The sequence below is a fragment of the Rohdeia mirabilis genome (assembly GCA_007750655.1).
Classification (GTDB): Bacteria; Planctomycetota; UBA1135; order UBA1135.
In genome coordinates this window covers 4,872,624-4,893,887 of the sequence record CP036290.1, presented here as the reverse complement: position 1 = coordinate 4,893,887, position 21,264 = coordinate 4,872,624, and the positions used below count along the sequence as shown (strand labels likewise).

General features: G+C 70.9%; 21 protein-coding genes. 6 read left to right on the top strand and 15 right to left on the bottom strand.

Annotation, left to right across the window (positions count from 1 at the left end):
• The first annotated feature begins 53 nt into the window (after positions 1-53).
• Together Pla163_RS18300 and Pla163_RS18295 are read left to right on the top strand one after the other, a co-directional pair.
• Entirely contained in the window at positions 54-2,165 is a 2,112-nt protein-coding gene (locus Pla163_RS18300; protein WP_145192145.1) for a S9 family peptidase, read from the top strand.
• Between the two features lie 10 nt (positions 2,166-2,175).
• Complete coding sequence (locus Pla163_RS18295; protein ID WP_145192143.1) at positions 2,176-3,891, top strand: cation:proton antiporter domain-containing protein; 1,716 nt, start codon at positions 2,176-2,178, stop codon at positions 3,889-3,891.
• Between the two features lie 69 nt (positions 3,892-3,960).
• On the opposite strand, the gene Pla163_RS18290 is transcribed toward Pla163_RS18295, so the two are convergent.
• Positions 3,961-4,302, bottom strand: coding sequence for an MmcQ/YjbR family DNA-binding protein (locus Pla163_RS18290; RefSeq protein WP_145192140.1), 342 nt, complete (start codon positions 4,300-4,302; stop codon positions 3,961-3,963).
• A gap of 72 nt (positions 4,303-4,374) precedes the next feature.
• On the opposite strand from Pla163_RS18290, the gene Pla163_RS18285 reads away from it, so the two are divergent.
• Positions 4,375-4,596, top strand: coding sequence for a tautomerase family protein (locus tag Pla163_RS18285; RefSeq protein ID WP_145192135.1), 222 nt, complete (start codon positions 4,375-4,377; stop codon positions 4,594-4,596).
• Here Pla163_RS18285 and Pla163_RS18280 read toward each other — a convergent pair.
• From Pla163_RS18280 to Pla163_RS19240, 7 genes are all read right to left on the bottom strand, one after another.
• Complete coding sequence (locus tag Pla163_RS18280; protein ID WP_419186126.1) at positions 4,544-5,089, bottom strand: GNAT family N-acetyltransferase; 546 nt, start codon at positions 5,087-5,089, stop codon at positions 4,544-4,546. The genes Pla163_RS18285 and Pla163_RS18280 overlap by 53 nt on opposite strands.
• Positions 5,090-5,165: 76 nt before the next feature.
• Positions 5,166-5,882, bottom strand: coding sequence for a ZIP family metal transporter (locus Pla163_RS18275; protein ID WP_419186125.1), 717 nt, complete (start codon positions 5,880-5,882; stop codon positions 5,166-5,168).
• Positions 5,883-5,916: 34 nt separating this feature from the next.
• Positions 5,917-6,585 (bottom strand): hypothetical protein, encoded by a 669-nt coding sequence (locus tag Pla163_RS18270; protein WP_145192129.1) that lies wholly within the window; start codon positions 6,583-6,585, stop codon positions 5,917-5,919.
• Between the two features lie 36 nt (positions 6,586-6,621).
• The gene (locus tag Pla163_RS18265) at positions 6,622-7,224 is read right to left on the bottom strand and encodes a hypothetical protein (RefSeq protein ID WP_145192126.1); all 603 of its coding nucleotides are present in this window, start codon (positions 7,222-7,224) and stop codon (positions 6,622-6,624) included.
• Positions 7,225-7,319: 95 nt separating this feature from the next.
• Positions 7,320-9,122: a sulfatase gene (locus Pla163_RS18260; RefSeq protein ID WP_145192123.1), complete on the bottom strand. Its 1,803-nt coding sequence runs from the start codon at positions 9,120-9,122 to the stop codon at positions 7,320-7,322.
• A gap of 116 nt (positions 9,123-9,238) precedes the next feature.
• Positions 9,239-10,777: a glycosyltransferase family 39 protein gene (locus tag Pla163_RS18255; protein ID WP_145192120.1), complete on the bottom strand. Its 1,539-nt coding sequence runs from the start codon at positions 10,775-10,777 to the stop codon at positions 9,239-9,241.
• Positions 10,759-12,852, bottom strand: coding sequence for a DUF455 family protein (locus Pla163_RS19240; protein ID WP_419186124.1), 2,094 nt, complete (start codon positions 12,850-12,852; stop codon positions 10,759-10,761). The genes Pla163_RS18255 and Pla163_RS19240 overlap by 19 nt, the downstream gene beginning before the upstream one ends.
• 68 nt (positions 12,853-12,920) lie before the next feature.
• On the opposite strand from Pla163_RS19240, the gene Pla163_RS18245 reads away from it, so the two are divergent.
• The 3 genes from Pla163_RS18245 to Pla163_RS18235 all read left to right on the top strand — a co-directional run bounded on the left by Pla163_RS18245 (position 12,921) and on the right by Pla163_RS18235 (position 15,773).
• Positions 12,921-13,625, top strand: coding sequence for a hypothetical protein (locus Pla163_RS18245; RefSeq protein WP_145192117.1), 705 nt, complete (start codon positions 12,921-12,923; stop codon positions 13,623-13,625).
• A gap of 67 nt (positions 13,626-13,692) precedes the next feature.
• The gene (locus Pla163_RS18240; RefSeq protein WP_419186123.1) at positions 13,693-15,243 is read left to right on the top strand and encodes a phospholipase D family protein; all 1,551 of its coding nucleotides are present in this window, start codon (positions 13,693-13,695) and stop codon (positions 15,241-15,243) included.
• A complete protein-coding gene (locus Pla163_RS18235; protein ID WP_145192111.1) occupies positions 15,240-15,773 on the top strand; it encodes a hypothetical protein in 534 nt (177 codons plus the stop codon). Before Pla163_RS18240 ends, Pla163_RS18235 begins: the two co-directional genes overlap by 4 nt.
• A 12-nt stretch (positions 15,774-15,785) precedes the next feature.
• Here Pla163_RS18235 and Pla163_RS18230 read toward each other — a convergent pair whose 3' ends face one another.
• From Pla163_RS18230 to Pla163_RS18205, 7 genes are all read right to left on the bottom strand, one after another.
• Entirely contained in the window at positions 15,786-16,706 is a 921-nt protein-coding gene (locus tag Pla163_RS18230; RefSeq protein WP_145192108.1) for an aldo/keto reductase, read from the bottom strand.
• Positions 16,707-16,832: 126 nt separating this feature from the next.
• Positions 16,833-16,967 (bottom strand): hypothetical protein, encoded by a 135-nt coding sequence (locus tag Pla163_RS19235; protein ID WP_419186122.1) that lies wholly within the window; start codon positions 16,965-16,967, stop codon positions 16,833-16,835.
• Between the two features lie 177 nt (positions 16,968-17,144).
• Positions 17,145-18,284 (bottom strand): GNAT family N-acetyltransferase, encoded by a 1,140-nt coding sequence (locus Pla163_RS18225; RefSeq protein ID WP_145192105.1) that lies wholly within the window; start codon positions 18,282-18,284, stop codon positions 17,145-17,147.
• A gap of 63 nt (positions 18,285-18,347) precedes the next feature.
• On the bottom strand, positions 18,348-19,166 hold the full coding sequence (locus Pla163_RS18220) for a class I SAM-dependent methyltransferase (RefSeq protein ID WP_145192102.1): 819 nt from the start codon (positions 19,164-19,166) through the stop codon (positions 18,348-18,350).
• A gap of 111 nt (positions 19,167-19,277) precedes the next feature.
• Positions 19,278-19,769 carry a hypothetical protein gene (locus tag Pla163_RS18215; protein WP_145192099.1) on the bottom strand — a complete coding sequence of 164 codons (492 nt, stop codon included), beginning with the start codon at positions 19,767-19,769 and terminating at the stop codon, positions 19,278-19,280.
• A gap of 62 nt (positions 19,770-19,831) precedes the next feature.
• Entirely contained in the window at positions 19,832-20,653 is an 822-nt protein-coding gene (locus Pla163_RS18210) for a PhzF family phenazine biosynthesis protein (RefSeq protein ID WP_145192096.1), read from the bottom strand.
• Between the two features lie 117 nt (positions 20,654-20,770).
• A complete protein-coding gene (locus Pla163_RS18205; protein WP_145192093.1) occupies positions 20,771-21,229 on the bottom strand; it encodes a hypothetical protein in 459 nt (152 codons plus the stop codon).
• Positions 21,230-21,264 lie beyond the last annotated feature (35 nt).

Here is a 21,264-nt window from a genome sequence, read left to right as displayed (position 1 = left end):
CGCGAAGCGCCTGCACGGGAAACGAACCGCTGGCGCGCTAGGGTGGTCGCGCCATGACCACCTCGTTGCTCCTCACCGCCGCGCTGTGCGCGCTCGCCCATCCGCCGCAAGACGTCACCGCCGCCGCCGCGCGCGACACGGACTCGGCAACCCAGGCCACGCGTCCGCTCGAGCTGATGGACGTGTTCGACCTCGAGTACGCCGACGATCCGCGCATCGCGCCCGACGGCGAGCACGTGGTCTACGTCCGCACGTTCTTCGACGTCATGAAGGACCGGCGGCGCGGCAACCTCTGGATCGTCGGAACGGACGGGTCCGGACATCGGCCGCTGACGAGCGGCACCGCCTACAACGGGTCGCCGCGCTGGTCGCCGAGCGGAGACCGCTTGGTGTACCTGTCCAGCGAAGAGGGCTCGGTCCAGCTGTGGTGTCGGTGGATGGACACCGGCGAGACGGCGAGCCTGACGCGGCTCACCAGTTCACCGGGCCGGCTCTCGTGGTCGCCCGACGGACGCTGGATCGCGTTCCTCATGGGCGTACCGGCAGAGAGCGAGTCGTTCGCGTCCATGCCCGCCAAGCCGAAGGGCGCCGAGTGGGCCGAACCGGCGCGCGTGATCGACACGGTCGACTATCGTTCGGACGGGTCGGGATTCGTCGAACCGGAACACACCCAGCTGTTCGTGGTTCCGGCCGAGGGCGGCACGCCGCGCCAACTGACGCACGGCGCGTTCGACGTCAACGGCACGCCGAGTTGGACACCGGACGGCGCGTCGATCCTCGTGTCGAGCTACCGCGGCGACGAGCCCGAGTACGCGACGAACCAGAGCGACCTGTACGAGGTGATCGTCGCGACGGGCGAGATGAAGCGGCTCACCGACGCGCCGGGTCCCGAGTCCTCGCCCGTCGTCTCGCCGGACGGCCGCTGGATCGCGTTCACGGGTTTCGAGGACCGTCTGCTCGGCTATCAGCAGAACGAGCTGTTCGTCGCCGATCGCGACGGCACGGTGCGCTTTCGCCATTCGTTCGATCGCAGCATCGATTCCATCGAGTGGTCGCCCGACGGTGCGCACGTGCTCTACACCTTCGACGACTTCGGCGTCACGAAGCTGGCGCGCACCAAGGTCGTGATCGGTGGCGCTCCGATCGGACAGGACGTTCTGATCGAGGACCTGGGCGGCACGTCGCTCGGCCGTCCGTATCCGAGCGGCTCGTACACCCAGGCGCGCGACGGCTCGATCGCGGTCAATCGCACGTCGCCCGCACGCCCGGCCGACGTCTTCGTGCGGCGCGCGGACGGCGAACTCGTCCAGGTCACCCAGCTCAACGAGGATCTGCTCGGGAACCGCGATCTGGGCGCCGTCGAGGAGATTCGCTTCGAGTCGTCGCACGACGGTCTCGAGCTGCAGGGCTGGATCGTCACGCCGCCCGACTTCGACCCCGAGCAGCAGTACCCGCTGATCCTCGAGATCCACGGCGGCCCGTTCCTCAACTACGGACCGCGCTTCACGGCCGAGTGCCAGCTGTTCGCGGCCGCCGGCTACGTGGTGCTCTACATGAACCCGCGCGGCAGCACGAGCTACGGCGCGGACTTCGGCAACGAGATCCACCACGCCTATCCCGGGCACGACTACGACGACTTGATGGACGGCGTCGACGCGGTGATCGAGCGCGGCTACGTGGATCCCGAACGTCTCTTCGTGACGGGGGGATCGGGCGGCGGCGTCCTGACGGCCTGGATCGTCGGCACCACCGATCGCTTCGCGGCGGCCGTCGTCGCCAAGCCGGTCATCAACTGGTACAGCTTCGTCCTGACCGCGGACGCCTACCTCTACTTCGCCAAGTACTGGTTCGGCGCCATGCCCTGGGAGGCGCCCGGGACCTACCTCGCGCGGTCGCCCATCAGTCGCGTCGGCAACGTCACGACGCCGACGATGTTGCTGACCGGCGAGGACGACCTGCGCACCCCGATCAGCGAGACGGAGCAGTTCTATCAAGCGCTCAAGCTGCGCAAGATCGACACCGCCATGGTGCGGATCCCCGGCGCCAGCCACGGCATCACCGCTCGACCCAGCAACCTGATCGCGAAGGTCGTCCACATCCTCGAGTGGTTCGAACGCCACGATCCGGGGCGCGAGACGGACGGGGACGCGACGTCGAACGAGTAACGTCGTCCCCATGCCGCTCGCGCTCGCCGCCGCCGACCCCGCCGCCTGGTCGATCCTCCTCCAGATCCTCGTGCTGCTCGGGGTGGCGCTCGCTCTGGCGATCGTCTCCGAGCGGCTGCGGCAGTCCGCGATCCTCGGCTACCTGGCGGCGGGCGCGCTGCTCGGCCCGGGTGTCCTCGGCATCGTCGAGGCGGAATCGGGGCTGCCCGTCATCGCGGAGCTCGGCGTCTCGCTGCTCCTGTTCGCGATCGGGCTCGAGTTCTCCGTCTCGCGTCTGCTCAAGCTCGGCCGCATCGCGCTCGTGGGTGGCAGTCTGCAGGTCGTCGCGACCCTCGCTCTGGCGAGTCTCGTCGCGATGGCCTTCGGGTACGAAGTCCGCACGGCCCTCGCCGTGGGCGCGATCGTCGCCCTGTCGTCCACGGCGAGCGTGCTGCGGATCCTGATCGACCGCACGGAGCTCGACTCCGTCCACGGACGGTCGGCCCTCGGGATCCTGTTGATGCAGGACGTCTCGGTGGTGCCGCTCGTGCTGCTGGTCACGGTCATGGGGGGCGAAGGGGGAGCGGGCGAGATCGGTGTGCGCCTCCTCGAGGCCGTCGCTCTGCTCGTGGCGCTCGTGGGCGGCTTCCACCTGGTTCTGAACCGTCTGCTCGCGCGCGTCGTCGCCGGGATGAACTTCGCCCGCGACCGCGAGCTGCTCGTGCTCCTGGCCGCGACGCTCGCCCTCGGGTCCGCGGCTGCGGCGCACGCCGTCGACGTCTCGCCCGCCCTCGGTGCCTTCATCGCCGGGATCATGCTCGCCGAGTCGCCCTTCGCGACCCAGATCCGCTCGGACGTGAGCGCCCTCCGCGTGCTGTTCGTCACGCTGTTCTTCGCCTCGGTCGGCATGCTGGGCGACCCGATCTGGATCGCCGACCACGCCGGCGCCGTGGCCCTGGTCGTGGTCCTCGTCCTGCTCGGCAAGGCCGCCATCGTCGCCGTCGTCGCCATGTGGCTGCGCGTCCCGCTTCGCCACGCCGTGGCCGCCGGCGTGGCGCTGGCCCAGGTCGGTGAGTTCGGCGTTGTGATCGCCGGCATCGCGCGCGGGAACGGCCTGGTGGACGACCACCTGTTCCGCCTGCTGGTGTCCGCGACGCTCGTCACGCTCTTCGCCACGCCGTTCCTGATCCGCGGTGCGCTGCCGATCGGCAACCGGCTCGCACGTCAGCGGCGCGGGGCCGCGACCTTCGACGACACCGACGACGTGGTCGAGCCGGGGCACGGCGCGGCCGAGGTGTTCATCGTCGGCTTCGGACCGGCCGGCCAGGAGGTCGGGCGCGAACTGCACGAGAACGGGCGCGAGACGCTGGTCCTGGACCTGGGCCCCTCCAACGTCGACCTGGCGCGTTCGATCGGCCTGCGTGCCGCGGTCGGCGACGCGACGAGCACCGAGACCCTGATCCACCACGGGATCGAACACGCGCGCGCGCTCGTCATCGCCCTCCCGGACCATGCGGCGGCCCAGCAGATCGTGGCGGCCGTTCGCACGCTCGCCCCTTCGATCCAGATCATCGTCCGCGCGCGCTACCACCGCCTCGCGCCCGAGCTCACCGATGCGGGCGCGACCGTGGTCGTCGACGAGGAGTACCAGACCGGGCGCAGGCTGGCTGCCGCCGTGCGTTCGGTGCTCACCGACGAGAGCCGCCGCAGCGAGAGCGACGAACCCGCCCCGCCGACACCGTCATGAACGCGCGCGCCAGGTGAAGAGTGCGCGTCGCCCGCACCGCGTCGATCCACGGCGCAACGCGACGCGTGCTCACCTTCCGCCGCCGTGCTTCTTGCGGATCGCCGGTGTGGCGCGCGTGTGCCAGGCGAGGGCGAGGGCGGGCTCGACGTCCGTGCGCTGCGCGGCGGTCAACGACACCCGCGTACAGCCCTGTCGCCCCCACGCACCGGGCATCGGCTCGTAGGCTTCTGGGTCGCGATCGATCAGGTCGGCTTGCGCGTCGGGCGGCAGCTTCACCATGGCCCACGACCCGTCCGGGCCGAGGGTCGCGAAGACCTTGCCGCCCACGCGGAAGTCCGGATGGTCGTGGTGTTCGTGCTCGACCACCTCGGGCAGCGCGAGGGCGAGACGGCGGAACTGGGCGGCGTTCATGGGTGGTCGTGGGACGGGCTGAGGTCCAGTTTCGAACCACACCGACGAGCCTAGCGCTCCACCACCGATCCAATGCCCTACGTCAACATTCAGATCACCACGGGCGCCACGCGCGACCAGAAACGCGCGCTGGTGCGCGACGTCACCGACTCACTGGTTCGCGAGCTCGGCAAACGCCCCGAGCACATCCATGTGGTGATCCAGGAGATCGCCGACGAGGACTGGGGCTACGAGGGGATGCTCACGGACGAGTGGAAGGTGCGTCGGTCGGGCTCGGTCGACCCTGCCCGCTGACGAGCGTTCTGGCGTAGCGCACCGACGGCACCGCGGCGCCGTCGAACACGTGCTCGGTTCCGGTGCCGTCCGCGCGCCAACCGCCAGCTTCGTAGAACGCTCGTGTGCGGACGTTGTCCCTCAGGACCCAGAGCGTGGCGCGCCCGTAGCCCTCTTCCGCAAGCCCGGCCTCACTCGCCACGAGCAGCGCTCGTCCCGCGCCGCCACGCCAGTGATCGGGGTGCACGTAGATCGCGTACAGCTCGCCCGCGCCACCCGCGTCGTCGTCCCTGCCCGGGCCGAAGGCCGACCAACCGATCACCGCACCGCCGCGCTCGGCCACGAGGTTCGTCCGCTCGCCCGCGGCCAGTAGCGCGCGTCGCTGCTCGAGCTTCGACTCGACGGTCAGGGCCTCGAGCACCCGGTCGGGCACGATGCCGCGGTAGGCCCGTTGCCACGCGGCGACGTGGAGCTCGCAGATCGCCAGCGCGTCCTCGACCGTGGCGGGTCGCACTGTCCGGATGACGTGTGAAGGCTCGTGCATCGTCGTTGGCCGGTCGGATCGCGTGGGCCGAGCGCTGTGCGCTCGCTCAGCCGCGCACGAAGCTGTCGCCGATCATCCCGAGCAGGAAGCCCGCGATCGCGCCCAGGGGCGGCGCCCAGCGTCGTTCGAGGTGCGCCTGGGGCGCAATGTCCTCGACGACGGCGTACAGGATGCCGCCGGCGGCGAACAGCATGATGCCACCCACGGCCTCGGGCGCGTCGCCCAGCCAGAAGTACCCCGCCAGTCCGGCGAGCGGCCCGAGCAGCGCCATCGCGGTGAACCCGGCGATCAGGCGCCCGCCGGAGATGCCGCTCGATGCACGCAGCTCGCGGTAGGCGTTGAAGCCCTCGGGCACGTTCTGCAGCGCCATCAACAGCGCCAGCAGGAACCCCGTCGTGCGCCCGACCGCGAACGCGGCACCCAGCGCGATCGCCTCCGGCACGAAGTCCGAAAGCATCGCCGCGAGGTTGCTGGCCGCGCTCTTCGACCTCGCGAGCCAGCGGTCGAGGGCCATGAACGCGACGCCACCGGCCGCGAAGCACGGCGCACCCCACCCGATCCAGAGCGCGTCCATCCCGTCCGGGACCAGCACGAGCGCGACGGCCGACAGGAGCGCCCCACCGCCGAAGGCCACGATCGTGTGCTGGACCTCCTCCTCGAGCCAGCGCGACGGAATGCGCTCGATACGCGCCAGCAGCGCGCCCGCCGGCATCGCGAGTCCCGCCATCGCCGTCAGCGCCACGATCGTCTGCCAGTCGTTCACACGTTCCGCGCGGTCGTTCGTGGTGCTCCGGCGCTCATAGCACGGCCCTGAAGCTCTCGGAGATCACGTCCTGCACGGCGGTGAACTCGTCGGTCGGCTCGTCCGGGCTCTCGCGCGCGTCCTGGAGGATCAGCCACAGGTGCGAGTCCTCGGCGTCCTCGAACGGGAAGACTTCGGACGTGAGCCCGAACGGGCCCGCTTCCATCCGGATCCGCACGCCGCCGACCTCGTGGTCGCCGAGCTTCATCGAGGCGGGCGATGTGTCCGTCTCACCCAACTCACCGAGCCCGTCCTCCTGGATCTCCGCCATCTCGTCGAGCGTGAAGCGTTCGTCGAACCTGAAGACCATGGCGGTCGTCTCGCTCCCTTCGAGGGTCCAGATCGTCACGCCGTCCTCCGACTCGTGCTCGAACGACATGCCGACCGGATACTCGAAGCAGTACCCGTCGACGGTGAGCTCGCGCGTGGGCAAGGGCTCGATCGAGCCGCGGTACGTGGCCCCACCCACCGCGATCTCGAAGTTCCGCTCGGCGAAGACCGTCGTCGTCGTGCCGTCGACGGTGAGCAGGTAGCGGGCCGGAGGTTCTTCGGTCTCGTCGACCGAGAACGTGTGCAGCGCGACTGGGGCGACGGCCGCAAAGAGGCACGAAGCGAGGACGGGAGCGGCGCTGGATCGAAGGCGTGCGCGGAGCGACAGGGACATGGTTCGGATCGAATCGGGTGGCTGGCCACCCAGATCCTAGCCGCGAGGTGTGGCGTCGTCGCGAGCACCCTCGGCCGGTCGTGCCGTCTCGTCGCGCGGCGTGCTCGACCTGAGTGGCTCGAGCTCGTCCAGGATCGACGGGTCGAGAGTGCGTTCGTCGTCGCTCGAACGGCGACCGAGTTCGTCGCTCGGGCGCTGTGCGCGACGCGCGGCGACCAGGGCCGCCAGGCAGAGCGCGTCGAACGTGACCGTGAGCGCCGAGGCGACCCGAGCGAACGTGCGCTGCGCTTCGCGGCCGACCTCGGCGCTCCCGAACCAGCCCTTTGGACCCGGAGCCTCGACGACCACGAGATGGACGAAGGTGCCGAAGGCGTAGAGCGCCAGCACGGCGAGCCCGATGCGGGCGGCCAGTGGCGTGCGCTCGAAGAGCGCGCTGAACGCGAGGGGCTCGCCGGAGTTCTCGCGCCGGATGCGCAGGGTGGCGATCGTCCCGACCAGCGCGGGAAAGATCGTCAGGAACAGCAGGATGGCCGGCAGTTGGAGCGATTCGGGCGCGACGTCGAGCAGCGCGAGGACGTGGACGACTACGGCGCCGAACACTCCGACCTGGGCAAGGAGAGTGAGGATGGAACGGGCCACGCTCCGACCCTGCGCCTCGTCCGCGAATCGCGCAACCCCCGAGTTATTGCTCGAAATTTGAAGGGCGGGCCGGGGACGCCTGGGCGGCCCTGACCTCAGTCGTCGCCGAGATAGCCCAGCTCGCGCAGCTGCTGCATCGTCTCCTCGTCGAGCTCGACCGCCTCGACCTCGATGTCCGACTCCGTGTCGAGCCACCCGAACAGGAGCGCCGCCATTTCCTGCGTCACGCTCGGTCGCTGTCCGATGACGTTCTTGCGCTGCTTCGGATCGTTCGCGAGATAGAAGAGCTGTGCGCCGAACTCCAGTTCCTCGTCCTCTTCTCCGGGTCGGCTGGCGCGCTTCGGGCGACCTGCGTAGTACTTCGTCTCGTTCTTGAAGGCCTTCGCGAAGCGGTAGTAGAAGAGGTCGTCCTCGATGACGACGCCGCGGTCGTGGTTGCCACCCGTGAACACGGGCCGTTCCTCGATCACACCGCCCTGCAGAGCCGGGAGCAGGCTGCGACCACGGAAGCGACCGGCCTTCTCCATCGGGATACCGGCTGCCTCCACGAGGGTCGGCGCCACGTCGATCAGCTCGACCGGCGTGTCCACCACCACGTTCGGGTCGATGCCGGGGCCCTTGAAGATCAGCGGCACGAAGATCTGCTCGCCGTAGAGCGTTCGCCCGTGCGACCAGCCACCGGCATCGTCGGGGTGCGGCTCCTGGAACTCCTCGCCGTGGTCGGCGGTGATCACGAAGATCGTGTTCTCCGGGTCCAGCCCGTAGTCCGCGAGTTCGCCGATCAGCTTGCGCAGACCGTCGTCCGTCTTGCGGATCTCGCCGTCGTACTGGGTCAGGGCGAAGACCTCTTCTTCGTCGAAGGGCCACGGCTCGCCTTGTTCGGTCAAGCGCTTCGATGCCGCGCGCTCGATGAACGCCAGCTTGCGCGCTCCCCAGCCCTTGGGGACGAACATCGTGGCGTACGGCATCGGCGGGATGTACGGCGCGTGCACGTCGCGGTAGTGCAGGTACAGGAAAGCCGGTCGCTGACTGGACCGCGTCGGAGCCGAGGCGAACTTGCGCATCTTCAGCTCCATCTTCAGCACGGTCTCCCAGGCCAGTGCCGAGGTGACGTTCGGGCCCCAGTCCGGCCGCTCCCTTCCCTGCTTGTCGTGCTTCGGGTTCGTGTCGTCGTAGACGTCGAAGCCCTGGTCGAAGTTGTACTTCGCCTGTAGGTGCGGGTTGAAGACGAACGCGCCCGTGTCGTAGCCCGCGTCCTTGAACACCTCGGCGACCGTGATGAAGCTGGGGTGCAGCGTATCGATCGTCGGCTTGTCGTAGAGGACCTGACTCTCGAGGGTGTACGTCGACGTCAGGTACGACGACACCGACGCCATCGTGTACGACTCCTGGCTGAGCGCCGTCTCGAACCGTGCGCCCTCAGACGCCAGTTCGTCCATGAAGGGACTCGTCTCGAGCGGATAGCCGTAGCTGCCGAGATTCTCGGCGCGCAGGGCGTCGATCGTGATCCAGACCACGTTCGGTCCCGATGCGACGCGCGTCTCGAGCCGCTGTTCCCACAGGGCGAGCCACAGTCCCGCGGCGACGAGCAGCACACCGACGACTCGCAGCGGATGGGCCAACGCGGCGTGTGCCGAAGCGGTCCAACGGGAAGCCGCGCCGAGCAGCGCTCCGAGCAGACCGCCGATCACGGGCGACCAGATCAGTGCGGAGCCGCCGCCGTCGAGCTCGAGGACGAAGAGCCGCCACAGACCGACGTCGAGCCAACCTTCCTCGCGCGCCGTTCCGAGAGCCGTGTCCACGGCGGGCCAACCGAGGGCGAGGCCGACCAGGGCGCCGGCGAGCGCACCGATCGAGAGCAGGTTGAGGGACGGGCCGAGACGGCTTGTGGACGACATCGATCGGACGAGCGGTGGGACCTGCCCCGCGGGGCGAATCGGGCGGCGTCGTGCCGCAGGACATCCCCAGAGTCTACCCGACCCCGCCCCCGGCTTCGGGGCGGGTCGGCGCCACGTCACTCACCCGCCGGAGCCCCTTCCGTGGGCCGCACGACCTCGAACAGGAACCGGTCCGCGAGGTCGGCGGTCGGCGGCGGCCCGAGTTCGGTCGGCCACGGGATCGCGCGCCGCTCCAGTCCGCGGGCCTCGAGGAACGCGTCGGTGAACCGCTGCCAGCGCGCACCCGTCCCGCCGTCCTCGGGCAGCACGTCGGCGTCGAAGAAGACCCGTCCGCGCGCGAGGTCGGCGTCGAGTTCGGCGCCCAGATCCACGGCGATCACCGCGTCCCACGCGGCCGGCGGGACCCACTCGAACTGGTAGTACCACATGCGTCCGACGACCACGTCCGGCACGGTCGGGAAGGCCGACTGCCGCACCATGTCCGCCGTCTCGATCGTCATCGGCAGCGTCATCTCGCCGCTGCGCACGAGGTGTTCGATGCCACGCGCCCAGTCGCGGGCGTCGGCGCGCTCGGAGTCCTCGAGCGACGCGGCGAGGCCGAGCGGGATCTGCACGACGAGCAGCGCGAACGGCAGGTTCGCGGGCAGTTTCGACCCGACGACCACGAGCAGCGGGAACAGTGCCAGGAAGTACGCACCGCGCTCGTGGATGCCGACCTGCGACAGGACGATCAGGTACACGGCGAGTCCGATCGGCAGGGCGAGGTGGCTACGTTCGCGCCGCGCTCCGAAGGCGCCGGCCACCGCGATCCACACGAGTCCACCGGTCGCAAGGACCTCGATCCACGTGAAGTCGAGCACGTCCAGCGGCCCGAACCAGCCCGAGCGCTCGCGCATGTCGAGCACGATGCTCGAGTAGCGCCCCAGCACGTACAGCGGTCGCCAGGTGCCTTCGTAGCCGTCCGGTCCGACGCGCGCGAAGAAGTCCATCGCGACCCAACCCAGGGCGCCGGTGATCGCGACACACACCACAGCCGCGCTCGCGACGTGGGCCAGCTTGCCGCGCCGCAGCACGACGTAGGCGAAGAACGGCGCCGCCAACAGGATCTGGCTCGTGTGGCCGACGACGGCGACGCCGAGGGCCAGCGCGGCGAACGACCAACGCGCGCTGCTGCTGCGTTCGCGCGAGCGCACGAGGATCCACAGGGCGAGGGCCGACGCCGCGAGCTGGACGCCGTGCACCTCGGTCAACGGGCCCAGCAGCGTGACCGACGGTGACGCGGCCGCGACCAGCGACCAACCGACGCAGGCGCGCGGCGTGGCACCGAGCGCGCGTGCCGTCGCGGCGGCGAGGCCCAGTCCGAACGCCATGCCGAGCATCGACAGCCACACGGCCGCGCGCTCCGGCGTGAGTCCGAGCGCTTCGCCGATCGGCACGACCAGGTGCAGTCCGATGCGCTGGCCGATGTGGTTGCCGAACAGCGACAGGTCCGCGATCGACGCCGCCTCGTCCACGAAGCGCAGCGCGTCGCCCCAGGGCGCGAGCGGCGGCTGGGCCCACAGCCAGGCGAGCACGAGCGCGAACGCCACGGCGCCGGTGCCCGCGCGCGACCGCCAACTCGGGCCGGCGTCCTGGGTCATCTGGTCGGCTTCCACGGGCTCGGGCGGGGACGCTCGGCGCCCTCGCGCGCGAATGCTACCCCCCGGTCCATGGTCAGGCGGGCGTTGATCTCGCTCAGCGCGTTCAGTCGGGCCGGCGCGCCCGGTTCGCTGCGGTAGCGGAACGCGTCGATGCCGAACGGGCCCGTGAAGCCGGCGGCGAAGAGTGCGCGCCCGGTCTCCTCGCAGGCCGAGAGCAACAGGTCGTCGTCGCGGCGCACCAGGTCGCCCGCGCCCGCGCGTTCGGTGCCGGTCCACGCGCCGCGGCTCGTCGTGGCCTGGAAACACGGCGCGGCCACGACGATCTCGCCGCGCTCGCCGACCGTTCCACTGACCGTGATCTCCTCGAGCACGTCCACCCAGGGTTCGATCACGAGTGGTCCGCGGCGCGCGCTCGCGATCAGCCAACGGCGTTCGTGCTCGGTCGGCGGACCGGGGCCCAGGCGCAGGCGACCGCGACCGGCCGCGCCGAACGTGCGCCGCACGAGCCAACCGAGCGGCGCCGGGCGCGTCACCAGGGCGAGCGCTTCGTCGAGGTCGCCCGCGATGCGCTTCTCGAACGGCGCGCCTTCGAGGTGTGCGCGCAGGTCCGCGGTGAACGGGCGCGCGTTGACGCGGCGCAGCACGTCGAGGCTCGGCGCGGGCCCAGCGAGCGTCGCGCCGGCCCGCTCGAGCAGAGCGAGCGCACGCGGCGTCGGACACCAGGCGCGACCCACGAGTCCGCGCGCGCCGCCGGGCGGCGTGCGCTCGTCCACGATCACGTCGCCGGGCAGGACGAAGCCGATGCCGCGCGCGCCGTCGGCCAGTACGCGTTCGGTCTGGCGCTCGCCGATCGCGAGCAGCCGGTCGGTGGGGGCGTAGCGGCGCGGTGCGGCCAGTTCCTCCTCCGCGTCGAAGTTGAGGACCCAGGCGATGGGCGCGTGGGGGGTCGTGTCGAAGCGCGCGGGGCTGGAGCGGGCGGCGCCCTTGCGGGCTGTCACCGCGTCGACGGTGGGACTGCCAGCGGTGTCCTGCCGGGCGCTGTCGCTGCGGAACGATTCACGGCGAAGATCGCCATCGCGAGCGCTGTCGCGTGCCGCGTCGTCGCTCTCCGCGGAGTCCGTGCTCTCCTCCGTCACCGTTTCGGGCAGGGCGACCTTCTCCGCGCCGACGGGTCTCGATGCTCCACGTCCGCCTGTGAGCCGATCTGGGTTCGGATCGGCGTTGGCCGCCCAGTTCGACGCAGCGCTCGCCGCCTCGACCCCACCCGTCCCCGCCAGCCGCGCGAGGAACGCGTCGTCGAGGCCCGCGCGCCGCCGCGCCTCCACGTTCAGCGGCAGACCGCGCAGCAGCATCGGCGTGAGCGGCCGGGGCAGGCGATCGGCCCAGGCATCGAAGTCGAGCGGCGCGCCGGTCAACTGCTCGAACCAGCGGCGCGCGAAGGCCACGTGCCCGACCTCGTCGCGCTCGACCCGTTCGAGCACCGCCGCACCCGCCGCGTCACCGGCGCCGCGGAACCACTCGGCGAAGCGCGCGCTGTGTTCGAGGTTCGCGCCCTCGAGGCCCAGGCCGACGAAGGCCACGAAGCCGATCGCGTCGGTCGCGCTCGGCACCCGTTGCCAGAACCAGTCGCGCACGGCCAGGTCGCCGTACGCGAGCCCGAGTTCGCCCATGTGCGCGCGGTAGAGCGCCAGGTGCTCGAGTTCTTCCAGCGCCAGCCGCACCAGGCCGCGGTGCAGTTCGCGCGGCGCGTCGGGGAAGGCCAGCACGCCCCAACAGAACAGCTCGGCCGCCTGCAGTTCGTGGTGCGCGAAGGTGTGGAACAGCCGCGCGCGCACCTCGGCCCGCACGAGCGATCCGCGCGACGGCGTCTTCGGACTACGCGCCGTGACCCGCAGCGCGTCCGGCCGCCCCGGCGCCGCGATGCGTCGGACGGGCGCGTCCTGTTCCCAACTCGCGTCGTCCGCGAGATCGGGCAGCGGCGGCGGCGCGAGCTTCGCTCCCAAGTCGCGCGTGGCGATCAGGTCGAAGCACCAGCGCTGGACGGTGCCGCACGGCGGGGGGACGGCGGGCGGAGGACTCGTGGCCGACATGGGCCGGACAGGCTACCCGGCGGGCCCGATTGCTACGTTCTGCGGGAGCCTGTTCGCGCTCGCCCACGATGCTCCGCTCGATCCTCCTGGCCGTACTGGCCCTCGTTCTGTCGTCGTGCGCGATGGTGGGTCCGGCGCGACTGGACCAGGACGAGCCGGGATTCGAAGTGCTGACCGAGCAGATCGAGGAGGCGTGGCTTCGGTGGGGCGAAGCCGAAGATCCGAAGCTGTGGCGCAACTTCTCGGACTGGCCCTGGTGGGCGCAGAGCCGTAGGACCTGGAACGACCCGTCCGGCGCTCTCTACCTCGGTCGCGACGCGCAGACGTGGCAGGACGTCCTCGCTGTTCTCCATGCCCAGCGTTCCGCCTCGAGAGTTCGGAACGTCCACTACGTTTCGACCACCTCCAGCGGGTTCACCTTCCTCGGACCCGTCGGTGGAGTGATCGGGCTCGTCGCCGAAGTCGTCGTCGGTCCCATCCAATGGGCGAGCCTGTGCTATCGCGAGATCAGCCTGGACGACGACTGGCTCGTTCGAGCCGCGATCGACCTCGCGACCGCGCGCCGCATGGGTTACGCGAGCGACTACGTGCCCAAGTACAGCATCTTCGTTCGAACGCCCCAGCACCTCGACGAGATCGGCTACGACGAAGCCTGGCTCGCCGAGCGCGGCATCACGGTGCCCGACGTGCTCGCGCCGGACGGAACGGTGATCGACGAGCGCGCCGCCGTCGCCGAGGCCCGACGCGCGGCGGCGGCAGGCGACGATGACTGAGCCGCACCGAGTTGCGTCGCGCTAGGATCCTGCGATGCATCGAGCCGAGGCCCCCTCCCGACGTCGCGTGCGTCCTCTGCTCCGCGCGCCGCTGATCCTGGCCGTCGTGCTCGTCGGCGCGGGCTGTCGGACCGGCTCTGCACTTCGAGATCTCGAGCGGGCGCCGAGCCACGCGCTCGCGCCCGATCCGGAGGCCTCCCTCGTGCAGCTCGTCGAACGGCTGGGATGGCGGGAGGCCGAGGGGTACGGCCTGCTCGACCGCGGTGCCGACTCCCTCGACACGCGGCTCGCTCTCATCCACGCGGCCGAATGCACGATCGACGTCCAGACCTACCTGTGGCACGGCGACCGCGCCGGCACGCTGCTGTTGAACGAGTGTCTGGACGCGGCGGATCGCGGCGTGCGCGTGCGGCTCATCATCGACGACTTCCAACTGGAAGGCGGCCTGAAGCGCGCGGCGGCTCTGAGCTTTCACGAGAATCTCGAGCTGCGCGTCTTCAATCCCTACCTCGAGGACGGCGCGGCGGGTCGCCTGCTCGAGGTGCTCGGCGACTTCGACCGACTCGACCACCGCATGCACGACAAGTCGATGGTGGTCGACGGCGTGGTCGCCGTGGCCGGCGGGCGGAACATCGGCGACGAGTACTTCGGGCTCGGCGGCGAGTTCGACTTCCGCGACCTGGACCTGGTGGTGGCGGGTCCCGTGGTGGACGACCTCGAGGCCTGCTTCGACGAGTTCTGGAACAGCGAGTACGCGGTGCCGGTCGCGGACCTGTGGCACGGCATCCCGGCCGACGCGGCGGCGCACCAGGACCTGCGCGAGCGCCTCGATCGCACTCTTGCCGCGGCCGACGGCGTCATCGGGCGGCGGCGCGCGGCCCACGACGAGACCTGGGTGCCCGCGCTCGAGCGGCTGCTCGCCGAGCTGGTTCCGGGCGCGGGCCGCGTGGTGCGCGACTCACTGCTGCACTCCCGAGGGGGGCTCACAGGCGGCGGCACGGGTTTGATGGCGGCCGAGATCGCGCGGATCGCTGCGGAGCCGGGCGACGAGGTCTGGTTCGTGAGCGCCTACTTCGTGCCCGACGACGACTTCCTGGCGCACCTCGCCGAGGAGACCGCGCGCGGGGTCGAGCTGCGCATCCTCACGAACTCGCTCGCCTCGACGAACCAGCCCCTGGCGCACGCCTACTACGCCGAGGAGCGGGCGCGCATCCTGGCCACCGGCGCGCGACTCCACGAGATCCGCGTCTGGGGTCCGACGCGCACGTACTACCAGAGCCCGGGGAGCGTGGCCGAGCGCCTCGGACTGCATGGCAAGGCGGCGGTGTACGGCGACCACACGGTCGTCGTCGGATCGATGAACCTGGACCCGCGCTCGATGAAGCTGAACACCGAGCTGGGCCTGGTGGTCGAGAGCGCCCCGCTCGCCGAGCGCACCCGCGCCGCCCTCGCGCGCGACTTCGCGGCGGCGGGTTCCTGGGAGGTGCGCACGGGCGAGGACGGCGGACTCGAGTGGCACGCGGGCGAACTGCGTCGCGAGACTCAGCCAGCGCTCAGCGGATGGCAGCGCTTCAGCACCTGGTTCCTCGGCTTCCTGCCCCTGCGAGGTGAGGTGTGAGCGGGCGTGCCCACGGTGTCGCGTGCGCCGCGGCGTTCACGCTCGTCGGCCTGGTCGCGGGCGGCTGTTCGGCCACGGGCCCGGACCTGTCGGGGCGCGTGACCGCGGCCCGTGCCGCCCATGCGCACGCGAGTGCCGAACTGACGCGCCTGTTCGAGGCCGCGCACGCGTTCGGCGTGTTCCCCGGCGTCGAGCTGCACCCGATCGAGGGCGGACGGGGCCGCGGCCAGTGGTTCGAGGCGAGCGGCGTCGTCCGCACGGTAGACCTGCGCTCGGCGCGGCTCTCGAACGGACCGGCCGGCGTGCGCTTCGACGCGCTCGTGCTCGTCTTCGATCCGGTGCACGCCGAACGGCTCGCGGACGGGCCCCTGCCGCTCCCGGACGCGCACCTGTTCGTGCACGGTTTCGGCGCGGGGCTGCCCTCCGTCGAACAGGCACGCGCCGCCGGCCTGGTGGTCGTGACCACGCGGCGCGGTGGCGTGCTGTTCGACGAACCCTTCCACGGGTTCGAGGTGCTGCTCGCGGACTGAGCCCGCAGGCCTTCAGTCCTCGAGCACCTTCAGCATCCGGGCGCGCATGGCCTCGTCGGGCAGGCGGCCGACGCCGGCGCCCATGTTGTCCACGAGGTGGTGCGGCTTGCTCGTGGCCGGGATCGGGCAGGTGACGGCGGGGTGCGACAGGACCCACTTCAGGAAGAACTGGCCCCAGCTCGTGCAGTCGATCTCGGCCGCCCACTCCGGCAGCGGCTTGCCCTCCACCACGTCGAACAGCCCCGCGCGCTGGAACGGGCGCATGACGAGTACCGCGACGCCGTTGTCCATGGCCGCGGGGAGGATGCGTTTCTCCACCGCGCGCTCGGCCATCGAGTAGGGGATCTGGATGAAGTCGAGGTCGTCCTCCTTCAGGATCCGCTCGACCTCGGTCCAGTTGCGCATCTCGGTGGCGCCGATGTGGCGCAGCTTGCCCTCGTCCTTCCAGGCGCGGATCGTGCGCAGGTGCGTCGCGTAGTCCACCAGGTTGTGGATCTGCATCAGGTCGATGCGCTGCGCGCCCATCAGCCGCGCCGACGTCTCCATCTGCTCGATGCCGGCTTCGCGCCCTTCGTCGGTCCAGACCTTCGTGGCGAAGTAGACGTCCGAGCGGTCGAGGCGCTCGAGCAGGCGGCCGACGACGGCTTCGGCCTGGCCGTACATGGGCGACGAGTCGATCACCGAGCCGCCGGTCGCCAGGAACAGCCGCATGACTTCGACCAGCGCGTCGATGTCGCCGTTCGGGTCCACGTCGAGCGTGCGCGACGTGCCCAGGCCGATGCACGGGATCAACTCGCCCGTCTTCGGGATGCGGCGGCGGTGGACGGCACCGAGCCCCTCCTGCACCGGCGCGGTGGCGCGGGCGTACGAGGCGAGTCCGAGTGAGGCACTGGCGGCGAGGGCGCCCTGCAGGAGGTGGCGGCGGGTGGTCATGTGTGGATTGTCGGTACGGTGTCAGGCACGCAGCTGCCAACTGCCCCCGATGTCGCTGCGATGCGCAGCGACTGGCTCGGCAGTTGGCAGCTGCGTGCCTGACACCGTACCGACAATCCATGGACGTCACTGGGTGGGCCGCCGGACCCAGACCTCGGTCGTCCGGCCGTCGACCACCTCGAGGTGCCAGCGGTGCCCGTGGTACTCCGCCGACTGGTTCGGGTCCTCGAGGGTGAACACCCGTGGGAGGCGGGCGCCCACGGACTCGATCGTGTCGGTCGTTCATGGGGTGAGTCCGACGTCCGGTGTGTTTCGGGTGATCGGTACGGCGTCAGGCACGCAGCTGCCACTTGCCGCCGACGTCGCTGCGAATCGCAGCGACTCTGGCGGCAAGTGGCAGCTGCGTGCCTGACGCCGTACCGATCACCCCACCACGACTCAATCGGGCATGGACTCGCGCACGGCCATGAACTCGAGCACGTTCCAGGCCGCGACCGCCAGGACCACCAGAACCGCCCCGCCGCAGGCCCAGGCGAAGAGCGCGGCCCTTCGCGGAGGCATCCGCGCCGCGGCCTTCCACAGGAGTCCGTACCCGAGTACGCATCCGCTCGCGGTGGGGAGGCCGATGATCACACCCGTGGACGCGACCATGACGGCGAACTCGATGCTGTCTGCGAACGTGATCCGACTCGCGTTGTCCCCGGAGCCCAACGCGACGATGGTGATGAGGGTGACGACCGCGGTCCAGATCGCGGCCATCGCGACGGCCGCCTTGAGTCCACCGGCGCCGACCACGCGTTCCGAACGCGGACCGGCCACCAGGATGTACGGCAGCGCCATTGCGAGCCACGGGAGCCCGAGGAACCAACCGGCGAAGAAGAGAGACTCGAGAGAGCCTCTCCAGTTCAGGGCGCTGAAGCTGGCCAACACGACCGCCGACGCGAACACCGTCAGCACGAAGGCGAACGCTGCGAAAGCGACCTGCGCCGCCGGGTGCAGGGGCCGGAGCCGCCGCAGAACGCGCGAGAGGTCGGACTGCAGCCGACCGGGCACCGCGATGGGCTTGGACGCGCCCGGCTCGTTCGCATCGCCGTCCCGCCGCACGAGGTCCAGGAAGCCGACCACGAGACTCGGACTCGACGACTCGACCTCCGCGAACCCGTGCGAGCGGTAGAACGCGCGCGCATCGAGGTTGTTGCCGCGGATGACCGCCTGCAGTTGGTCGTACCCGGCGAGGCGCGCCTCCTCGATCGTTGCCGCCATGAGCGCCGAGCCGATCCCCTGGCGCGCGCGTTCGAGATCGACGAACGTGCTGATGTCGCCGACCCGCCGCTCGTTCCAGTTCGGCTGCACGTCCTGCACACCGACGATCGCGCCGCTCTCCGTGTCGACGGCGGCCAGGTAGCTCGCGTGCGGCGGCAGCTTCTCGATGAACGCGCGCTGTCCTTCGATCGTCACGTTCGCTGCCGTCATCGCGGTCAGATCGCCGCGCGCCACGATCGGACCGAGCAGCGCAGCGATCGCCTCCACGTCGCCGGGCCCGACGGGACGGACGTAGAGGCTCGGCGCAGCGGTCATGGGCTCCACTCTAGACCGGTGGGCGTCGCCGCGGGTTCGCAGCCTCCGTCCGACGCGGATCCTTCAACACCGCGCGGAACGCGCTTCGACCAGTGCGCTGGGAACCTCGAGTTCCAGCGCACCGGAGCAGTCCAGGCGCGCGGCGACGGCGTCGAACACGTGCTTGCGCGCTCCCTCGGGCACCAAAGCCTCCCACTCGCCGCGGAACGCGAGTCGCACGAACCAGTGGCCGAACAGGGCCGCCGAGTCCGCGAAGCGCCAGGTGCCGGACCAGGTCTCCGTGTGCGTGACCTCCAGATCCGCCTCGGTGAGCTGCGCGGTGAGTGACGCGAGCGTGGCGCGCGCGTCGACGTGGGCCGCGAGCGCTCGGCGTTCGTGACCGAGTCCCAGGTCCGCGAGCGCGCCGTCGAACGCCTCGTAGAACGCGCCGAAGTGCCCGCGCAGGTTCGTGGTGAGCAGCAGGCGGCCGTCCGGAGCGAGCGCGCGCCCGCAACGTGCGAGCACCGCGCCCGCGTTCGCGAAGTTGTTGAGGCCGAGGTTCGACGCGACGACGTGCACGCTCCCGTCCGGCACGTCGAGGTCGATCGCGTCGCGCTCCTGCACCTCGACGCGGCGCGTGAGCCCGCGCTGTTCGAGCTTGCGCCGCAGACGCGTCACCGCAGCGCTCCACGGGTCGACGGCCACGATGCGCGCGTGTTCGCCACAGCGTTCGGCCAGCTCGACCGCCAGCTGCCCCGTTCCACATCCCACGTCGACCGCGCGCAGGTCCGGCCGCAGCGGGACGCGCGCGAGCAGGCGCTCGAGGAACGGCGCCGACCACAGCGGCAGCTCGTCGTACAGGTCGCCGAACTCGGCGGTCAGTGGATCGATCGGGGGCAGCATGATCGGTACGGCGTCAGGCACGAAAGTGCCACCTGCCGCCGACGACGCTGCGAATCGCAGCGTCTCGGCGCGGCAGGTGGCACTTTCGTGCCTGACGCCGTACCGATCAATCTAGCTCTCGAGTTCCGCACCCAGGTGTTCGTTCAGGGCGTGGAAGTCGCGCGCTGCGTCCGAGTCCGCGAACTCGTAGTCGACGTACTTCTTGCCCACGGTCGTGTCGAACGGCGGGGGGTAGAGCACCTGGTAGAGGAGCACCGGCGCCAGCGTCGCCAGGAGGAGTCCGAGCGCGATCGGCTTCTGCAGAACGCGATCGACCCCCTCGAGGGCCGGCAGGACGACGGCGAGGACGGCGACCGTCGCGAACACGAAACTCGAGCCGCGGATCAGGCGCTGGCGCCGCAGCCGCGCGCGGCAGGGCGTGCAGCACGGCACCTCGACCACGTGGAGCTCTCCGATCCACGTCACGAAGAAGCTCCACCAGCGCGAGGCGCGCCGCGCGAAGCGCCACGTGGACCCCGGCGCGCCCGTCCCGCAACCGATGCAGCGGTCGGGGAAGAGCGGCGCTGCGTCGCGCGGCAGGGTGACGTCGGTCGAGAGCGGCATGGCGCCGGGCAGTCTATGCGTGTTCCACCAGCCGACCCAGTGGCGCGAGCGTCCGTGCCGCCTCAGCGGTCCGCGACGATCTCGCCGCGCAGGAAGAGCACCGCCCCACCGACCAGGGTCACGCGCTCCGCCGCCACCTCGACCAGTGCGGATCCCCCGCGCACCGAGAGTTGGCGCGCCGCGAGCGTCGTGCGCCCCAGCCGCACGCTCCACAGGTCGCCGAGCAGGCTGTGCGCCGAGCCGGTGAACGGGTCCTCGTCCACGCCGACCGCGGGGCCGAAGAAGCGGCTCACGAAGTCCGGCGCGGCCGCGTCGTCGCCCGCGGCCGTCGCGATCACGCCGCGTGCGTCGAGGCGCGCGAGGGCGCCGAAGTCCGGCCGCAGCGCGCGCACGGCCTCGGCGTCCGTGAACACCGCGATCAGGTCCTCGACCGGCGCGCGACCCATCCGCACCTCGAGCGGTTCGGCGCCCAGCGCGTCCGCGAGTCCCGCCGGTGTCGCGACCTGGTCGCTCGCCACGCGCGGCAGGTCGAGGGTGTAGCGGTCGTGCTGGCGCCGTCCGACGACGAGCTCTCCGGCGGCTCGGGTCGTGAAGCGCACCGATTCGCCCGGTGCCCCCAACTCGGTGAACGCGACGAAGCCGCTCGCCAACGTCGCGTGGCCGCACAGGTCGACCTCGGCGACGGGCGTGAACCAGCGCAGTTCGTAGACCCACTCGCTCGGTGCGGCGGACGTGCGAACGATGAACGCCGTCTCCGACAGGTTGTTCTCGAGCGCGATGCGCTGCATCAGCCCGTCGTCGAGCCAGCGCTCGAGCGGCACCACGGCCGCCGGGTTGCCCTCGAAGGGGCGCTCGGCGAAGGCGTCGACCTGGAAGAGTTGCATGCGGGGTTGGGTGATCGGTACGGCGTCAGGCACGCGGGTGCCACCTGCCGCCAGAGTCGCTGCGAATCGCAGCGACGTCGGCGGCAGGTGGCACCCGCGTGCCTGACGCCGTACCGATCACCCCTTCAGTCGCCCGAGGTCGGTCAGCACGAACGTCACCATCGCCACGGTGCTGACCAGGTTCAGGTAGTACATGCTCTCGCCCGGAAGCACGCCGCCCAGGCCCGCGAGCAGCACGATCACCGAGCCGAACAGCGCCGGCCCCTCGACCAGGGCCCAGCGCAGGATGTACGGCGCGTGGGCCTGCTGGGGCGTGACCTTCGCGGCCAGGATCGAGGGCATCGCGGCCGCCATGACGATCGTCGTCATGAACAGGAACCCGTGCACCATCGAGAGGACCTGCACGACCCCGGTGTCCGGCTCCACGTCGCTCGGCGCGGGAGCACCGCCCGAGATGAACGGTAGCGCCGTGGCGATCGTGGCGAACAGCACGGCGCCGCTCGCCAGGGCCAGTCCGATCGTCCGCAGCGTCTTCAACTGGGCGGGCTCGATCTGCACTCCGAGGTCGTTCTTCATGCCAGCAGCCTACGCGCGCGGCCCGAGCGGATTCA